Below are 18147 nucleotides of genomic sequence, written 5' to 3'. Positions count from 1 at the left end.
TATAAGACTGATTTCCACTCCAGGGTACTCGCTTTCCGCGGGTGAGCGCTGAGCCTCCTCGACGCTAACGCGTCTGCGGGGTCTCACCATTCTCACTTCTCCCGCAGGAGTCTCGTACCCTTCCGTTTCAATCGACCAGCATATACTTAAAAAATACTACTTAAACTAAGTTTAATAACATTCTTTTTAGAAAGCAGCATTATCACTTTATCCGACTAGGGAAACGATTTTTTGTGCTCCGTCAGCCATGGAGTCGGCTGCGATTATATCAATATCTGATTCTGCAAGAATTTTCTTGCCAAGCTCTACGTTTGTTCCTTCTAGGCGGACTACTAGAGGTACGGATAAACCAACTTGTTTTGCAGCTTCCACTACACCTGTTGCGATAATGTCACATTTCATAATTCCGCCGAAAATGTTGACAAAGATTCCTTTTACATTTTGATCAGAAAGGATGATTTTAAATGCTTCTGTTACCTTTTCAGCTGTTGCGCCGCCCCCAACGTCCAGGAAGTTTGCCGGATCGCCGCCGTAATGTTTAACAATATCCATCGTTGCCATCGCAAGGCCGGCTCCGTTAACCATGCAGCCAATATTTCCATCTAAGGAAATGTAGCTTAAATCGTATTTTGATGCTTCAATTTCTTTTGCATCTTCTTCTTCTAAATCTCTGAAATCTACAATTGCCTTTTGACGATATAAGGCATTTGAATCAAAATTAAGTTTCGCATCAAGTGCCATTACTTTTCCGTCACCTGTTACAACAAGCGGGTTGATTTCAGCAATTGAACAATCTTTATCAACATAAGCACTATATAAGCCCATCATAAATTTAACAGCCTGGTTTACAAGCTTAGCAGGAATATTAATATTAAAAGCAATTCTGCGCGCTTGGTAAGCTGTTAAGCCTACAACCGGATCAATTTCTTCTTTGAAGATTTTTTCAGGAGTCTCTTCTGCTACTTCTTCAATCTCAGTGCCGCCCTCTTCTGATGCCATAAGTGTTACACGAGAAGTTGCGCGGTCTAAAACAAGACCTACATAATATTCCTTTTGAATATCGCAGCCTTCTTCAATTAGTAAGCGTTTTACTTCTTTACCTTCAGGACCTGTCTGATGTGTAACAAGTGTTTTCCCTAAAATTTCAGATGCATATGTACGGACTTCGTCAAGGTTTTTCGCTACCTTAACACCGCCGGCTTTACCCCTTCCGCCAGCATGGATTTGTGCTTTTACCACACAAACGTCTGTGCCAAGTTCTTTTGCTGCTTCAACAGCTTCCTCAACCGTAAAAGCAACCTTTCCATTTGGAACTGCTACCCCGTATTGTCTGAGGACTTCTTTACCTTGATACTCATGTATATTCATTTCCCATCCTCCTATCAAGCTCTTCAAAATTAGACTGCGCTTTCATTTTATAAAATGACACTAGCCTTGTCTAGCATTATAGATGAAATATTTAAATTCTTTACAATTTTAATGCACAAAAGACTTTTTCCCTTTAAAAATCATCGTTTAGCTTGTGCAAAGAAATTTGCAATATTTTAGTAGAATAAGATTATTCAGTCTCTTTAGATATTATCGATTCTTTTATTTCGCTTCAGTCTTCATGCTTTTTTGTGGAAATAGCCAACCATCTTGAAAAACTTTTTTGCATTTCTTATAAATCGAGGGATTGTTTATGCATTTCGGCAGCCTAAAACATTTTAATCCGAGACAAAAGAAAACCCCAAACAATGAGGCAAATATAACTGCCAATTGTTTGAGCTTAACTTAAGTTTAAAAATTAAAAACCCCTGCTCTTTTTCCCGGCTGCTTTGTCTGAACGATAGATAAATGCAAATACTTCGGCTACTGCCTGATAAAGATCTTCAGGAATGTTTTCATTAATATTTAAGTTTCCAAGCAGTTCTACTAGTGAGGAGTCCTGCTGAATCGGGATATCGTTTTCCCGCGCTTTTTCGAGAATATTTTCGGCAATGTAGCCGCTGCCTTTCGCCCTAATTTTTGGAGCACTTTCGCTATTTTGATCATACGAGAGCGCAATGGCTGTTTTGCGTTCATGTTCGTTTTTCATATTCTTATATCCAATCCGCTGAATTTAGGCTGATTTTTTGATAGAAAAGATGTTTGGACAGGCTGCTGTTTATTATCTATACTCGTTTTGAACTCAAGAGCAGAAAGTTTATAGTCATGCCCCAACAGGCGCTCTTTTAACATTGGAATAAAAGGCTGAACTACCGACTTAAGATCCGGTGTATCATTGATTATAGTCATGTTAATAACCCTTGCCTGCACATGCAGATCTACAACTGTCTCTTTTAACGAATCAAGATTCAAATAAAAAAGGATACGGCAATGATCCGGATCAATTTTTCCTTCAGTTGTTTTTCTCCCGCTCCACTGCATGGTCACATCATTCGTTTTCCCTAAAAAAGAAAAAGGGATTTGGTAAACATATTGCTGTATTGGCCCTACTTCTTGTGAAAGCAGCTGAAGACCTGTAATTCTATGAATTACCTTATCAGCTGCGTCCTTCAATGCCGGGGAAAAATCCTCACGCAAATTGCTCAGCAGAAGGGATTTAATAGAATCCAAGTTTTTCACACCCTCATGATCAGGGTTTTTGATCACCTGCAGTGCGTCATGTTCATGTGAAAAACCTAAAAGTTTCACTATACTTTTCATCTGATCTCTAATAAGAGCAGGTTCTTCTGCCGGCACAGAAGGTTCCTGAAGATTGTTCATTAGTGAAATTTGTTCTCTGTCAAACAGCAATTGTCCTGCTCGAATCATACTATTATTCAGCTGCTGATTTTGGTTTAGGATACTTCCCAAGTCCTGTACATCAGTTAAAACATGCTGCAAAGCAGGCTGAATCATCTTGTGAAGTGCTCCCGCTTCTATTGGCAGCTGTATTGCATTTGATCTAACTCCATTTAGCAGGTTCTGGCGTGCTTCCTGCTGGGGACCTTGCTCTTGCATCAACGCCTGCAATTTCGTCAAATTCATAATAAAATGATGCCGATCTGAAGGTTGATTACTTCTTACTATGTCGCTTAATACCGATGTGATCTCTGCTTTTCCTGCAGGCAGCTGCTCAGAGATTGTCCGGATAACTGTTTTTAAACTATTTTGCTCATTACTGTTCTCAGGCAGTACACCAAGTGCTTGAAGCTGTTTAAAAGCTGCCGTTGCTCTGGTGGGATCGGGAGCTGTCAGCCATTGCTTTAACACTTGCGATATAAGCTCTTTCCCAGCCTTTTCCTGAAAGGATTCTGTCAATTGTTGTAAAGAAGTTGTCAGCTGCGCATTGCCCCTTGTTGCCGGAGTCTGAGACAGCTCTTTTTGCAAATTTTGCAGCAATGACGATAATGACTCTTGTTCGAAAACAGATTGCAAGGATGAAAACACTTGCTTTGTAAACGGCAGCTGCCGAGTAAACATTTCTTTTATTGCCTGCAGCCCGCTGCCGGAAGGTTCGCTGTTTTTTAGCCACTCTGCAACCTGCTTGAAGGTTTCAGCCGTCAGAGGAAGCTGCTCTTTAGTAAAGAATTGAAGCAGAGCAAGATGATTTTTAGTAGCAGGCAGCTGAAACTGCTGTAAGAGGCTCTCCGGGGTAGCAGTTGGCATTTTGCCATTTAGGCCTTGGCCTTCAAGAACTTTCAAATGCACGGTACCTTCCCCATTTTGTACCTGAAACCAATAGCGCTCATTAGCTGCAAGCGGAGTTTCCAGCTGTGCGATAACCTTTTGACCGCCAATTTGCACTTCTGCTGTCTGGTTTGGATAATGCTTAATGATTTTCCCACTTACAATCTGACCGGGTCTAAACTGTGCTGTTTTATTAGTAATGTTATGATCATTCTTCATAAAAAGGCTCGCGATCCCCATCTGCCCCATTATGTTCACCCTCTTATCTGCTTTTTGCTAAATATTCCTTGATCGGTGCAAAGCTTTTTCGATGAATATGTAAAACACCATGTGATTCAATCCCTTGTAAATGTTCCTTTGTTCCATACCCCATATTGCTTGCAAAGCCGTAGCCGGGATGTTTTTCGTCTAAAGCTTTCATCATATTGTCTCTCGTTACTTTTGCCACAATGGATGCAGCCGCAATCGAAATAGATCTGCCATCACCTTTAATTATAGCCTCATATGGATAGGGAACATCCAATTTCACGGCATCAATCAGGAGAAAATCCGGCTGTGTCTTTAAAGTGGCTACAGCGGTTATCATCGCTTTTTTTGACGCTTCATATATATTAATCATATCTATTTCTTCTACCTCTATAACGCCAATACTGACCGCTTCAGCTTGTTCCATAATCGTATGAAAGAAGCTTAGTCTTTTTTGCTCGTTAAGCTTTTTTGAATCATCAATACCAGGGAGATAGAAATCTGCAGGCAAAATGACCGCTGCCGCTACAACTGGCCCAGCAAGCGGCCCTCTTCCTACTTCATCAACGCCTGCGATCAGCTCATATCCCTGATTATGATATTTTTCTTCAAAATAGGTCATCTCTTTAAATTTGTCGTGCTCTTTCTTTTCCAGCGCTCTTCTTTTATGCCATGCACTGATTAAGGACTGAACTCCCTTGCGTTCATCCGCTGAGAGCTGCTTTAGGTATGGATCGTTCTCATCCTGAACGTTTATAAGCCTATTTTTAATTTCTGCAATACTTTGTTTCATTCTGCTGCTCCTTTTAAAGCTCTTTCGTTTTTTATCGGTTTGTACGGCAAAAAATAAAGGCCTTCTTTGTCAGAAGACCTAATTTGCTTTATTCAGCTTCTTGATTTAATTCGGACGGCCACTCTAGAGTGATTTTCCCAAATTTTTCGGAACGAAACTCCCGAATGACAAGTTCGGTCACTTTGTCATAGTCAACAGCGCCTCCGCCCATCAGACAGCCTCTGCGCTTTCCAATTTCATCGAAAAGCTCTACAATATCTTCTGGGATTTCTTCAAGGCTGAAGCGGTCTTTCAGCTTTGAAGGATATTTTTCAGTAAAGAAGCGCAATGCATAAATCGTTACATCCTGAAGGTTTAAAATGGTGTCTTTAATAGCACCAGTCAGCGCCAGCTTTAAGCCTACGTTTTGATCTTCAAATTTTGGCCATAGTATCCCTGGAGTATCAAGCAGTTCCAGCTCTTTTCCTACCTTAATCCACTGCTGTGCCTTCGTGACACCAGGTGTATTTCCTGTCTTTGCAATATTTTTTTTAGCAAGCCGATTAATGAGCGTCGATTTTCCGGCGTTCGGAATGCCAACGATCATTGCGCGGATAGCACGAGGTTTTACACCTTTTGCTTTTAAGCGGTCAAATTTTTCCTGAAGTGCCTCTTGTGCTGCGGCTGAAATATCCTTCATCCCTTGCCCAGCCTGTGAATTGATCGCAATTGCCTTAATGCCTTTGCCTTTAAAATATTCAATCCACTGCTTTGTTGCATGAGGATCTGCCATATCCGCTTTGTTTAATAAAACAAGCCGCGGTTTATGCTGGATGATTTCATCAATCATCGGATTTCGTGATGAATAAGGGATACGGGCATCAACAAGTTCAAAAATAATGTCTACTAATTTAAGCTTTTCTGTTACTTGTCTGCGCGCTTTTGCCATATGGCCGGGAAACCATTGAATCGTCAATGTGTTCACCTCTTTCTTTTAAGCTATCTTCCTCTTGGTGTTAATTCACTAAACGTACATCTTCAATCGGCCAATAAATGACACTCGCTTTTCCGAGCACTTCTTCCATTGGCACAGCCCCTATATGTCTGCTGTCTTTGCTGAATCTCCTGTTATCCCCCATGACAAATAAATGGCCTTCCGGTACTGTTGTCTCCCCAATTTTGTCCTCAAGGGTAAAAGGCTCTGTTAACGGTCCATCAATGACCTTGGCCCTGTATTCGTCCAAATATGGCTCCTCATAGGCTTCTCCGTTCACATAAAGGGTATCATCCCTATACTCCACTGTGTCGCCTGGCAGGCCAATTACACGCTTGATATAATCTTTATTTTCTGGTGCGTGGAAAACGATAATATCAAAACGGTCAGGTTCTCCAATTGTATAGCTAAATTTATTTACAATCATCCGGTCCTGATCATGCAAAGTCGGCATCATAGACAAACCATCTACTACGATGGGCGCAAATAAAAAATAGCGGATTACTGCCGCTAAAACAACCGCAATTAATAAAGCCTTCGTCCATTCCCATAATTCATTTTTCTTTTTCGCCATATTCCCACCATCTTTCAAAAAGTTCCTGTCTAAAATAAGTACAAATAATATCCTCAACTTATTGTACAACTGTTTCTCCACATACACACGATGGGAAGCCTATATTTATATTATTTAACATTTATGTAATATTATCAAGAAAAGCGGAAGGCGTTTGCTCAGGGACGACAAGCTTAAGGCAAGATGGCGTAAAGGTTGTTTTTTAACCTTTAGGACAGATTGACTTAAGACCTCGAGTCCCTAACGCCTGCAGCTGGATCAATGAAAAGCGGAAGTGGCTTGCTCAGCCCCGACAAGCTTAAGACGAGCCGGCTGAGAGGTTGTTCTTTAACCTCTTAGACGGATTGGCTTAAGACCTCGAGGGGCTAGCCACTGCAGCTGGATCAAAGAAAAGCGGAAGGCGTTTGCTCAGCCTAGTTACCATAAAGTTTTTCTATTGAAAAAGGAGCTTGATAATCAAGCTCCTTTAGCATTTTAACATTATCGGATTTCTTTAATACGAGCTTTTTTACCGCGAAGGTTACGCAAGTAGTAAAGCTTAGCACGGCGAACTTTACCGCGACGGATCACTTCAAGCTTCGCGATCTTTGGTGTATGAACAGGGAATGTACGCTCAACGCCTACACCATAAGAGATCTTACGAACTGTGAAAGTTTCACTGATTCCGCCACCACGACGCTTAATCACAACACCTTCGTATACCTGAACACGCTCACGAGTTCCCTCAACAATACTAACGTGTACACGTACAGTATCACCAGGACGGAATGCAGGAAGGTCAGAACGAAGTTGTTCTTTTGTGATTTCTTCGATTAATTTTTGCATCGTTTTCAACTCCTCTCGAACAGACGCTCATGCACAACATTTCTATTTGCAGCGGAACATCGTTATAAGACCTCTGCTAAAACTTGTTCAGCCTAAGTCACAAAAATTATCATAGCATATTTACAAAGCAAGTTCAATGCTATTTATCCTCTTTTTTTATTTCATTCAGCCATTTTTTATGCGTTTCCGACAATTCAAGGTCTTCAAGCAAATCAGGTCTTCTTGTATATGTCCTTTTCAAAGACTGCTTTACTCTCCATTCCTCAATATGGGCGTGATTGCCTGATACTAAAACGTCAGGGACTTTTAAACCTCTGAAATCTGCTGGTCTTGTATAGTGTGGATGCTCAAGCATTCCTGTGCTGAATGAATCCTTCTGATGAGATTCCTGATTGCCCAAGACACCCGGAAGAAGTCTAACAACGCTATCAATGATCACCATAGCCCCAAGCTCGCCGCCTGTTAGAACAAAATCACCGATTGAAATTTCGTCTGTAACAATATGCTCTCGAATGCGCTCATCATAGCCTTCATAATGACCGCAGATAAAAATCAAATGCTCTTCAGCAGCCAATTCTTCCGCTTTCTTTTGATTATACCGTTCACCCTGCGGACATAATAGGACCACTCTAGGCTTGGCTTCACTAGAAGATTTCACAGCCTCCACCGCGTCAAAGATCGGCTGCGGCTTTAAAACCATGCCCGCTCCCCCGCCGTAAGGATAATCGTCTACTGTTTTATGTTTATTATCAGCGTAGTCTCTAAAGTTGACTACGTTGTATTGTGCAGCTTTCTGTTCCGCTGCTTTTTTTAATATTGAATGACCAAAAACACCTTCAAACATTTCTGGAAAAAGCGTTAAAACATCAATCTTCATTATGAAAGCAGCCCTTCCATCGGCTCTATAACGATTTGCTTCGTTTTTACGTCTACACTTTTCACAACATCCTCGATATAGGGGATTAAAAGTTCTTTACCGCCTTTTCCTTTAATAACCCATACATCATTTGCTCCAGGAGAAAGGATCTCTTTAATTTTTCCAATCTCTTCACCGCTTGTTGTTTTCACTTCACAGCCAATAATTTCATGGTAATAGAATTCGTTATCCTCTAAAGCACCAAGCTGATCTTCAGAAACCTTCAGAATGCCGCCTTTCATTTTTTCAATTTCATTAATATTTTCATACCCGTCAAATGTTAAAAGGTCAAAATTCTTGTGTTTTCGATGTGATTTTATAGTTAGCTCAATCGGTTCTTTGGCTTCAGGCATAAAAAGGGTAAGACTATTGCCTGGCTTATATCGTTCATCTGCAAAGTCCGTTTTTGATATAACCCTTACTTCTCCTTTAATTCCATGAGTATTAACAATTTTTCCTACATTATAGTATTTTTGCATTTTGATCACCTCTAGCGAATTTCATCTACAATCCCGTCCTTGATGATAATGTATTTCTTTTCCTGGAACGAATCCCAGCGATCGCCTTCTTTTATCTCCAAGAGCGCTTGTACTTCGTCTGACTTTATTTCACTGCCTAAAGGTAGCATATGTAATTGCTGTATTTGAAAATCAAGCAGTTTTTCTTTTTCAGCCCGTTTTTGAATTTCCTTCTCAAACTGATTTCGCAAACTGCCGACCTGATATTTTTTTGTTTTTTCCAGCTTTTTCATTTCAAAATGAAGCTGGTCGATTTCTTTTAGCAGCTGCTGGCGTTCTGTATCATATTCTGTTTCCAGCTGTTTTTTTGTCGTTTCCGTGAGCACTTGTTTTATAGTCACCGTCTGTATGAGCTTCAATGTGATCATCGCCTCCTAGTCAAACTCGCTATTTTTATTATAACTGAATTTAAAGGAAACCTGTCGATTGGGAAAGACTAGAAAAGCGAGACAGAGACTTAGCTGCACTTCTATTTAGTCGAATTCAGCAACTGTGCCAGAACTTTCACCTTTAAAGCTATTTAATTTGTTTTGTAAGTAAAACAGAAACTCTATAAGAAAAAAGGAGGGTTTCCCCTCCTTTTTTCTCATTCTCTAGCCTCGCTTCACTGGCTAGCCACCCCGAGGGGCAAAGCAAGCCGATGCAGCTTATCTATTGTTATTCTGTTATCTCTAAGTAGATTTTCTTTTGCTGTGATGATGCTGCTGCGTATACAACAGTTCGAATTGCTTTTGCAACCCGCCCTTGCTTTCCGATGACTTTGCCCATGTCATTTCTGTTGACTGAAAGCTGGTAGGTTATTCTGTTGTCTTCTTCAAGAACATCTACTTGAACTTCATCCGGAAAATCAACAAGGGGTTTAACGATTGTTTCGATCAGCTCTTTCATCTTGCAACAAATTACTTGCCGTGCTTAGCGTTATGGAATTTTTCCATAATGCCTTCTTTAGAGAATAAGTTACGTACTGTGTCAGATGGCTTAGCACCAGTTTGAAGCCATTTAAGCGCTAGCTCTTCGTTGATATCAACGATTGCAGGCTCTGCAACTGGATTGTAAGTTCCTACTGTTTCAATAAAACGTCCATCACGAGGAGAACGAGAATCTGCTACTACAATACGATAAAAAGGAGATTTTTTTGCTCCCATACGTTTTAAGCGAATTTTTACTGCCATTTTAATAAGCACCTCCGAATAGTTTCACACAAGATAGTATAATATCAAGTTCTAATTGGTTTGTAAAGTGTTTTTTCTTTACATAGCTAAAAAAGCTGTTTTTTCACGTTAAAAAGGCTTAAATGGAAGCTTAAAGCCGCCTTTTTTCTTGCCTTTTTGCTGCATTCCTGTCATCTGTTTCATCATCTTTTTCATTTCATCAAACTGTTTCAATAAACGATTTACTTCAGGCACAGTTCTGCCGCTTCCCTTCGCAATCCGCTTGCGTCTGCTCGCGTTGATTGTTTCAGGATGCTCTTTCTCTGCTTTTGTCATCGATTGAATAATCGCCTCAACATGCGTGATTTGCTTCTCATCGATTTTCATTTTGTCTAATCCCTTAATCTTGCCGGCTCCAGGCATCATTTTCAGAAGATCATCGAGAGGTCCCATATTGCGGACCTGTCCAAGCTGTTCAAGAAAATCATCGAGTGTAAATGATGCACTGCGCATTTTCTTTTCCAGCTCTTTTGCTTTTTCCTCATCAACATTTGCCTGCGCCTTTTCAATCAAGGTAAGCACATCGCCCATACCTAAAATACGGGATGCCATCCGCTCAGGGTGGAAAGCCTCCAAAGCATCCAGCTTTTCCCCTAAACCAACAAACTTAATCGGTGTATTGGTAACGGATCGAATCGAAAGTGCAGCCCCGCCTCGCGTGTCTCCATCGAGCTTTGTTAAAACGACGCCCGTTAAGCCAAGCAGCTCATTAAAGCTTGATGCAACATTAACAGCATCCTGACCAGTCATTGCGTCCACGACAAGGAAAATTTCATCCGGTTTCGTCAGTTCTTTTATTTGCGTAAGCTCATCCATTAATGCTTCATCGACATGCAGACGGCCTGCCGTATCAATGAGCACATAGTCATGATGATCTTCTTTTGCCTTAGCTATTGCCTGTTTGGCAATTTCAACAGGGCTCACTTGATCTCCCAATGAGAAAACAGGCATACTTAACTGTTTGCCTAGCGTTTCCAGCTGCTTAATTGCTGCTGGACGGTAAATGTCTGCTGCAACAAGCATTGGATTCCTGTTATACTTTTTGCGCAAAAGATTCGCCAATTTTCCAGTAGTGGTTGTTTTACCGGCACCCTGCAGACCTACCATCATAATCACGGTTGGCGGCCGGTTTGCAACAGCAATTTTGCTTTGCTCTCCGCCCATAAGCTCTGTCAGTTCCTCTTTAACCACTTTAATGACTTGCTGACCGGGTGTTAAGCTTTTCATTACTTCTTGCCCAACAGCACGTTCGCTAACTTTTTTGACAAATTCTTTGACTACTTTAAAGTTAACGTCGGCTTCAAGCAGTGCAAGCCGTACATCACGCATCATTTCTTTGACGTCAGCTTCCCCGATTTTTCCTTTGCCGCGGATTTTTTGAATCGTATTCTGCAGTCGGTCGGCTAAACCTTCAAATGCCATATATGCCGCCTCCTAATCTAATTTCTCAAGCTCTGCAATCGCTTCACCGATTGTTTGCTTTGAAGGATTTTCTTCAGTTAAAAGTTCCTTGATTTGTGCAATCAGTTTATTGCGCTCTTGAAATTTTTGCAGCAATAGCAGCTTTTCTTCATATTCTTCTAGCATTGCTTCTGTACGTTTAATATTATCATAAACAGCCTGACGGCTAACCTCGTACTCTTCAGCAATTTCACCGAGAGAATAATCATCCAAATAATACAAGGACATGTAGCTTCTTTGCTTCGGAGTTAGCAGCGACTGATAAAAATCATACAAATAATTCATTCTCGTCGTCTTTTCTAACATAAGCATACCCCCTTGTTAAGTGAAAAGCCTTTACATGTTCAGTTTACATAGTTCAAAGTAGTGTGTCAAGAAAAAGCCAAGCAAACCAAGCATATGAGTTACGACACAGATTGCTGCGAATTCAACCTTTTGCAAAGGAAATTTGCCGACAGGAGAGCGTGAAAGAAGATCGACTGGACTTATACTTAACTTCATGAAAGCTAAAAAGAAAACCCGGTCTTTTAGTCTGACCGGGTTGACCTTTGACAAAATAATGTGTTTTTTCTTTTTTATCTTTTCTTTCTATTTTTCGCATCCAGAAGCCGGTTCATATTTTCCGCTCGTTCGTCTGGTGTCAGCGTCTTCGGTTTTGACTTATGCTTTTCATTTGATTTTGCAGTTTGAATCTTTGCAGGTGTTTCAGCTGCTGGTTTTACTTCTTTCTTTTCCGCAGTTTTTTTAGGCTGTTCCCGCTTTTGCTGAATTGGTGAAGGCTGAACATTTTCTTTCTTCTTTATACGATTGCTCCATTTTTTTCAAAAGCAGCGAATGCAATCCAAATCGCCTGATGGCAATTTCAATAAAAAAGAGCAAGAAAGCAGCCAGCAGCAGCATTTTACTGATTGGCTGAACATCATAAGCAGCTTCTGCAAGCGGCCGGAATGCTTCCTCAGGCTGTTCCAGTTTCTTGCCGCCCGTTTCCTCAGCCAGCTTTTTCAGAACATCCTCATTTGTACCTTGTATTAGATATTCATCTGAGTAAGGAATCGTAAAGCCTGTTTGAAAGGCATGCTGCTGTCCAGTTTCATCTGTTTGTGCAATCGATAAAAAATACATGCCAGACGATTCGGGAACTACAATTTCATATTCTCCCGGCGCCACAATATTTGTACTGACATCAACTTCATCTCCGTCTTCAGAGATAATCGATGCTTCAATCGGCAGAGAATGCTTCGACTGCGACTCAACAGTTAACACTGTATTTTCAGCTGTTTTGTTCACTGAAATGCTAAAAGGTTCAGACTCAAACTGCGGCAGCGTTTTCGTTACCATTTCATTTAGAAACTGCGGCCATTTTCCCCATCTTGCCCAATCTCCAGACCACTTTCCAGTGAAGTCAGATGTAAAAGCGATACTTTGCCCCATCCCATACCTCCACTGAGCGAGCACAGGATCCTCTTTCTCGCTTAATAGCGGCACCAGCGCCCGGTCTTTTGCTGTTGTGGCAATGTATGCATTCATCTGCGGCACTCCATCATTAAACAGCCCCTGCCAATCAGGATATGGACCAATGGCAGGATAAAACGGCTGGTCTTCGATATAGGTTCTTGTTGCCATGACTGTCTCCCGAGATAAAATACTTGGAATAACAGAAGAATCGGCAACATCATAGAAACGCCCAGTTCCTAATGAAGCTAATTCCTCCAGCAGGGCACGATCCGCATCTCCGCCTAATGCAACAGTTGATAGTGTAATATTGCCTTCTTTTCCTTCTTCAATTAAGCTTTCATAATCATTATTTGTCGCCGATTGGCCATCTGTCAGTAAAATAATGTGTTTGCGCTGCAGCTTTAATTCTTCCAGCTCTTCATAAGCCATTTCTAATGAACTGTATATTTCTGTACCGCCACCAGGTGTGACAGAGCGAATTTTATCGACCGTATCTTTTTTATCTTTTAAAGGTCCAGTTTCAACAATTTCCCAAGGTCTGTCATCGAATGCTATGAAACCAAGGGTATCTTCGTCCCTGAGAAGTTCAACAGATCGTGCGGCCGCTTCCTTGGCTAGTTCGAGTTTGTTTCCGCTCATGCTGCCGGATCGGTCCAACACGATCATCAAACCAAGAGAAGGCATTTCCTTCTTTCCTTTAATATCCATATCAACAGGGAGCAGCTTTTCGATCGGTGTTTTAAAATAACCGCCAAGACCAAAGCTTTCATCTCCTCCAGCCATCACAAACCCGACACCAAATTCTCTGACTGCCTGCTCGATTAAAGTCATCTGCTGCTCAGTAATTGATGTAGCTGCTACGTTATTAAACAAAATAGATTGATATGATAAGTATCCTGATAGTGACGTAGGCAGCTTTTCAGGTGTCAGTACATCTGTTTCAAGACCAGCATCCTCAAATACAGATGGCAGCTGTGAAGTTTCTTCATTCTGGACAATCAGCAGTTTTGGGGATGCTTGAACAGTTGATATGGCATGCATGACATTGTTTTCTGTAAAGGTATCGCCCGCTGCTGCTACTTCCGCCTTAAATACATTCATCCCGCCCTCTGCAGCTTGGTAGCGGAAGCTGTATAAATTTGTTCCTTCTTTAACGTCAACCTTTTTTTGAATGACCTCCTGATTGTTGACAGAAAGACGAATGTCCGCTTGTTTTTCAGTATTGCTGTCAATGGTTACCGTAATCGGAACTTCTTCCCCCAAGTAAATGGAAGGAGAAAGAGTTACATTCGATACTGCAAGATCCTCTCCTGTCACACTCGGCAATGGTATATAATCAATTTCGATTCCGCGGTTTTTCAATACTTGTATTGCATTCTCACTGCGGCCGGATGTTTCATTTCCATCTGAAAAAACAACGATCCGGCCTCCTGCCTGATTGGGAATCATGGTAGAAGCAAACGAAAGGGCATCTTCCAGGTTCGTTTCGGCAGGATTAAGCTTTCCATTATATTGAGTAATAATGGATTGATCAGCACTGCGATTTTGTTCCAGAACGATATCTTCTCCAAAAGCGGCAACGGCATACTGATCGTCCGCTCCTTTATTTGCTGCAGCCTCCTCAATCCAGCCTAAAGACAGGGAGTCGGCATCCTTAACACTCGCAGATCGATCTGTCACAAATACAACTGTTTCTCCTTTTAAAGGAAGCAGCAGCTGAGGAATTGCCAGTGCACTAATTATCAAAACAAACACTAAACTTCTGATGATAGCAATTAAGGAAGTGCCTCGCTGGCTCGAATTCTTCGCTTGTCTCATATATAGAAAGATGAGAAGTGCTGCAGGAATCAGCAATAATAATAGATACGGATATTTAAACTCGATGCCCACGCCTGTATACCTCCCACTCGATTGCTATGAAAACAAGGGCAATCAGCGCGAGCCAGAACCATAATGACTCATTAACACTTGATGCTTGTTTTGCCTCTAGCGTTCTTTCGTTTAACGTAAACGATTGACCAGATGTGATCTGCTTCTCTCTTTCATCAAGCGCAACCGCAAAATGATAAATATGATCTTGAGACACTGCCTGATAGGAACCAGGCTGAACTGGTGCTCTAAAGCTTTCATTTTCTAAATTTAAAGAATACAAGTTTTCATCTTCAATATTAAAAATATCAATACTTTGCATAGCATTGCTCACATTCAGCCATTTTTCTTCTCCTGGCTGGTAATACCCAAGGAAGTCTGTTTCTTGAGAAAGCCATTCGTATGCATTAAATAAAAAGATTGGAAAGCCTGGATGGAGGGGCCAATCTGAATCGGATAATGAAAAATTGACAATTATTATAGGCTGTCCATTATGACTTCCTTTTTGAATCAGCGGATGATTCCCACTTTGCATGATTGTTTCCCAATTGCCTTCAAGAGGTTTTGATGCTTGCCCAATATAGAGGGAGTCATGATCAACAAATTGCAGCAGCTGATCTTCCTGTATTGTTATAGCTTCATTCAGTTCTAGCTTCTCTGTTGAGGAGTGAAAATAGATTGCTGGCAAATTCGGCAGCTCTTCCAATGTGTCTCCTTCTGCGAGAATGATACCCTGCCTATTATCTTGATCCCATTCTCCAACGGCCGCTTGAATCACCTCGGCTCCAATGGTCTCAAATCCCCGTACAGCAAAAGAACTGGTTTCACCTAAACTATAAACCTGAGGTGATCCGCTTGATAAAACAGCGGTCAGCTGATTATCTGCACTGTAGGCATCCTTCGTAGAGATGACCCCTTCATACAGCGGCAGTTCTTTTAATTCTCCAACTTGGATGATTTCTCTTTCTCCAGCTTCAATTTCGACCGATTGTTGAAATAATTGCTGTTCTTCTCCCAGAATGGCAAACTCTGCATTTTGTTTTTCATCACTTTGATTTTCAATGACAGCGACACCGCTAGTCCTGCCCTCCGTATAGGTTACACCAAATGAAATTAATGACAGATTCACATCATTTTCTCCTATGTTATGCACCTGCACATAACGATTAGGAAGTTCATCGGCTGCCAATTCTTCTTCGACATTGTCAGAAAAAATATGAATAGCACTACCTTCTCCTGCCAGTGAATTCGCCAGTCGCAATGCTTCATTCATTGATTCGTGATCATAGGTCAATTCCAGAGAAGTAACCACCTGTTCTGCATGACTTTTATTGCTTTCTTTGTTTAACAATATCTGAGGCTGCTGACCTGCTTGGATGATCGTAACATTTTGTCCATTCAGAATATCTATAATTTGTAGCATTTCATTTTTTGCAGCTGTAAAGCGATCTTTTTCCTGAAAATCTGCTGACATAGAGGCTGATGAATCAATCACAAAGATGACATCATCACCAACAACGGCATTTTGCTTAAAAACCGGGCCTGATAAGGCAAGCATCAGCAATAAAAGTGCTAAAATCTGCAGCCAAAACAATAGATTTTGCTGCATTTTTTTCAAAAATGGCGAAGCCTGCCACTCATTCAGCGTCTGCTGCCAGAGCATATTTGATGAAACAGACTTTTCGGTATATTGCTTACGGAAAAAATAAAATAAAATGACGGCACCTAAAAACAGGATCAGTGAGAAATAAAGCGGACTTATAAACTGCATATATAACACCTCATCTCATAAGCCCTTTTGCCGGAAGATCTGTAAATAAAATTGCCTGCAGATCACGGTCATCGGCTGCCAATAAATAATGACCTCCATACTTTTTGCATAAAGATTCTAATTCTGTATTATGTTCACGAATTCTAGTCTTGTATTCTGTTAAAATGGCAGAATTCATACTCACATTTACAACCGTGCCGTTTTCAGCATCCAGAAGCTTTAAATCGCCGGAATAGTCCGGGAACAATTCTTCTGAGCTTAATACTTGAAGCAGCCAGAACTCTTGCTTAAGAGCAGCAAGCTGTTGAAAGACCTCTTCCATTACAGACAGAGGTTCGAGACCATCTGAGATCAGAACAGAAAGCTGCTCTCTCTTGCTGATCACCTTAGGCAAGGCTGTCCAAAATTCTCCAGATACTCCTTGGGCCTGCAGATGCAAAATGTCTAAAAATACTTTTCTGCTGTATATGGCTCCTCTTTTTTTCACAGGCTGAATATATTCACCAGATATTGCTGCAAAATAAAGCCGATCATCGCTTGATAGAACCGTATATGATAATGCAGCAGCCAGTTCGCGGGCCATTTCCCATTTCTTCTCTGCCTTTTGCATTGAAGCAGTTCCGTCTAAATAAATGCTGATTGATAATTCCTGTTCATCCAGAAACCGTTTTATATAATGCTTTTGAGTTCTCCCATACACATTCCAATCAATTTGCCTGACATCATCACCAAGCTGATAGGCTCTAAAATCTGAAAACTCAAGGGAAGAACCAAAGCGTGCTGATTGCCTTGAGCCTGCATGCAATCCTCTTTTCTTCGTCTTAACAAGCAGCTTCTTTTTTTGAAGCTTCCCCAGATAGCTGTATGATTTACTCATTACTGAATCTCCCCAGCTGCTGCCAGGATTTCTTCAATGATCTCATCAGGAGCCACTCCGTTTGCTTCTCCTTCAAAATTAAGAATTAGACGATGACGCAAAACTGGGAAGGCAGCTTGTTTCAAATCTCCAATGGACACATGATAGCGTCCAAGACACATTGCCCGTGCTTTTGCCATTGATATTAAGCTTTGTACACCACGCGGTCCGCTTCCATATTGCACATAATTGCGAACACTTTCACTGGCATCCTCTGTATTAGGATGGGAAGCTGAGATGATTTTGACAGCAAATTCAATGACTTCATCCGAAACAAGTATTTCTTTAGCAAGCTGTTGAAGCTTGATTACATCTTCTTTTCTTGCAACAACTTGAAGCTTTTTCGTTACTGGTCCAGTTGTTCTTTTCACAATTTCAAGCAATTCCTGCTTAGTTGGGTACGAAACATTTACCTTACACATAAATCGATCCGTTTGTGCTTCAGGAAGCGGATAAGTTCCTTCCATATCAATTGGATTTTGTGTTGCCAAAACAAAAAATGGCTTTTCCATTTGCTTCGTTTCGCCCATAATCGTAACCGTTTTTTCCCCCATCGCTTCAAGCAACGCACTTTGCGTCTTTGGTGTCGCCCGGTTAATTTCATCTGCTAATACAATATTGGCAAAAAGCGGTCCTTCATGAAATGAAAACTGCTGCTTCCCTTCAGCATCTGGCTGCAGCAGCATCGTGCCTGTAATATCCGAAGGCATAATGTCCGGTGTAAATTGGATACGAGAGAAGGATAGGTCCAGACATTCTGATATCGTTTTGATCAGCATCGTCTTTCCTAAACCAGGCAATCCCTCCAACAGGACATGCCCTCCTCCGAAAATACTCCAAAGCACATGATCAATGACTTCATCCTGACCAACGATAAAAGATTGAATTTCTTCTTTTACCTTCAGATACATTTCACTTGCTTGTGCGAAGGTTTGCGCTTTTTCTTCAATTGCTGACATATTACC

The 18147-nt window shown here is 41.2% G+C and carries 18 protein-coding genes; all 18 read right to left on the bottom strand.

Annotation, left to right across the window (positions count from 1 at the left end; translation table 11 throughout):
• Positions 1–207 precede the first annotated feature (207 nt).
• The 18 genes from sucC to F7732_RS02110 all read right to left on the bottom strand — a co-directional run bounded on the left by sucC (position 208) and on the right by F7732_RS02110 (position 18141).
• Positions 208–1368, bottom strand: a complete 1161-nt coding sequence (gene sucC, locus F7732_RS02195; protein ID WP_151572051.1) for an ADP-forming succinate--CoA ligase subunit beta — start codon at positions 1366–1368, stop codon at positions 208–210.
• Between the two features lie 418 nt (positions 1369–1786).
• Positions 1787–2077: an EscU/YscU/HrcU family type III secretion system export apparatus switch protein gene (locus F7732_RS02190; RefSeq protein WP_151572050.1), complete on the bottom strand. Its 291-nt coding sequence runs from the start codon at positions 2075–2077 to the stop codon at positions 1787–1789.
• Positions 2074–3903 (bottom strand): hypothetical protein, encoded by a 1830-nt coding sequence (locus F7732_RS02185; protein WP_151572049.1) that lies wholly within the window; start codon positions 3901–3903, stop codon positions 2074–2076. Before F7732_RS02185 ends, F7732_RS02190 begins: the two co-directional genes overlap by 4 nt.
• 13 nt (positions 3904–3916) lie before the next feature.
• Entirely contained in the window at positions 3917–4693 is a 777-nt protein-coding gene (locus F7732_RS02180; protein WP_151572048.1) for a ribonuclease HII, read from the bottom strand.
• Positions 4694–4781: 88 nt separating this feature from the next.
• A complete protein-coding gene (gene ylqF / locus F7732_RS02175) occupies positions 4782–5648 on the bottom strand; it encodes a ribosome biogenesis GTPase YlqF (RefSeq protein ID WP_151572047.1) in 867 nt (288 codons plus the stop codon).
• 40 nt (positions 5649–5688) lie between these two features.
• Positions 5689–6240, bottom strand: a complete 552-nt coding sequence (gene lepB, locus F7732_RS02170; RefSeq protein ID WP_066446650.1) for a signal peptidase I — start codon at positions 6238–6240, stop codon at positions 5689–5691.
• 480 nt (positions 6241–6720) lie between these two features.
• Complete coding sequence (gene rplS / locus F7732_RS02165; RefSeq protein ID WP_066446651.1) at positions 6721–7065, bottom strand: 50S ribosomal protein L19; 345 nt, start codon at positions 7063–7065, stop codon at positions 6721–6723.
• A 139-nt stretch (positions 7066–7204) separates the two neighbouring features.
• Complete coding sequence (gene trmD / locus F7732_RS02160) at positions 7205–7942, bottom strand: tRNA (guanosine(37)-N1)-methyltransferase TrmD (protein WP_066446654.1); 738 nt, start codon at positions 7940–7942, stop codon at positions 7205–7207.
• The gene (gene rimM, locus F7732_RS02155) at positions 7942–8460 is read right to left on the bottom strand and encodes a ribosome maturation factor RimM (RefSeq protein WP_066446656.1); all 519 of its coding nucleotides are present in this window, start codon (positions 8458–8460) and stop codon (positions 7942–7944) included. The genes trmD and rimM overlap by 1 nt, the downstream gene beginning before the upstream one ends.
• Positions 8461–8471: 11 nt before the next feature.
• Positions 8472–8858 carry a YlqD family protein gene (locus tag F7732_RS02150; protein ID WP_066446659.1) on the bottom strand — a complete coding sequence of 129 codons (387 nt, stop codon included), beginning with the start codon at positions 8856–8858 and terminating at the stop codon, positions 8472–8474.
• Positions 8859–9156: 298 nt separating this feature from the next.
• Positions 9157–9387 (bottom strand): KH domain-containing protein, encoded by a 231-nt coding sequence (locus tag F7732_RS02145; protein WP_151572046.1) that lies wholly within the window; start codon positions 9385–9387, stop codon positions 9157–9159.
• Positions 9388–9398: 11 nt separating this feature from the next.
• The gene (gene rpsP / locus F7732_RS02140) at positions 9399–9671 is read right to left on the bottom strand and encodes a 30S ribosomal protein S16 (RefSeq protein ID WP_066446665.1); all 273 of its coding nucleotides are present in this window, start codon (positions 9669–9671) and stop codon (positions 9399–9401) included.
• Positions 9672–9779: 108 nt separating this feature from the next.
• A complete protein-coding gene (gene ffh, locus F7732_RS02135; RefSeq protein ID WP_151572045.1) occupies positions 9780–11132 on the bottom strand; it encodes a signal recognition particle protein in 1353 nt (450 codons plus the stop codon).
• A gap of 12 nt (positions 11133–11144) precedes the next feature.
• Positions 11145–11477 (bottom strand): putative DNA-binding protein, encoded by a 333-nt coding sequence (locus tag F7732_RS02130; protein ID WP_151572044.1) that lies wholly within the window; start codon positions 11475–11477, stop codon positions 11145–11147.
• A gap of 438 nt (positions 11478–11915) precedes the next feature.
• Complete coding sequence (locus tag F7732_RS02125) at positions 11916–14516, bottom strand: VWA domain-containing protein (protein WP_151572043.1); 2601 nt, start codon at positions 14514–14516, stop codon at positions 11916–11918.
• Positions 14500–16266 carry a vWA domain-containing protein gene (locus F7732_RS02120; RefSeq protein ID WP_151572042.1) on the bottom strand — a complete coding sequence of 589 codons (1767 nt, stop codon included), beginning with the start codon at positions 16264–16266 and terminating at the stop codon, positions 14500–14502. The genes F7732_RS02125 and F7732_RS02120 overlap by 17 nt, the downstream gene beginning before the upstream one ends.
• Before the next feature lie 10 nt (positions 16267–16276).
• Entirely contained in the window at positions 16277–17143 is an 867-nt protein-coding gene (locus F7732_RS02115) for a DUF58 domain-containing protein (RefSeq protein ID WP_151572041.1), read from the bottom strand.
• On the bottom strand, positions 17143–18141 hold the full coding sequence (locus F7732_RS02110) for an AAA family ATPase (protein WP_151572040.1): 999 nt from the start codon (positions 18139–18141) through the stop codon (positions 17143–17145). Before F7732_RS02110 ends, F7732_RS02115 begins: the two co-directional genes overlap by 1 nt.
• Positions 18142–18147: the final 6 nt, after the last annotated feature.

Source organism: Bacillus mesophilum, from assembly GCF_008923265.1.
GTDB classification, from domain to species: domain Bacteria; phylum Bacillota; class Bacilli; order Bacillales; family Cytobacillaceae; genus Cytobacillus; species Cytobacillus mesophilum.
Note: the sequence above shows the minus strand (reverse complement) of the source record. Positions and strands in the feature narration are given on the sequence as shown.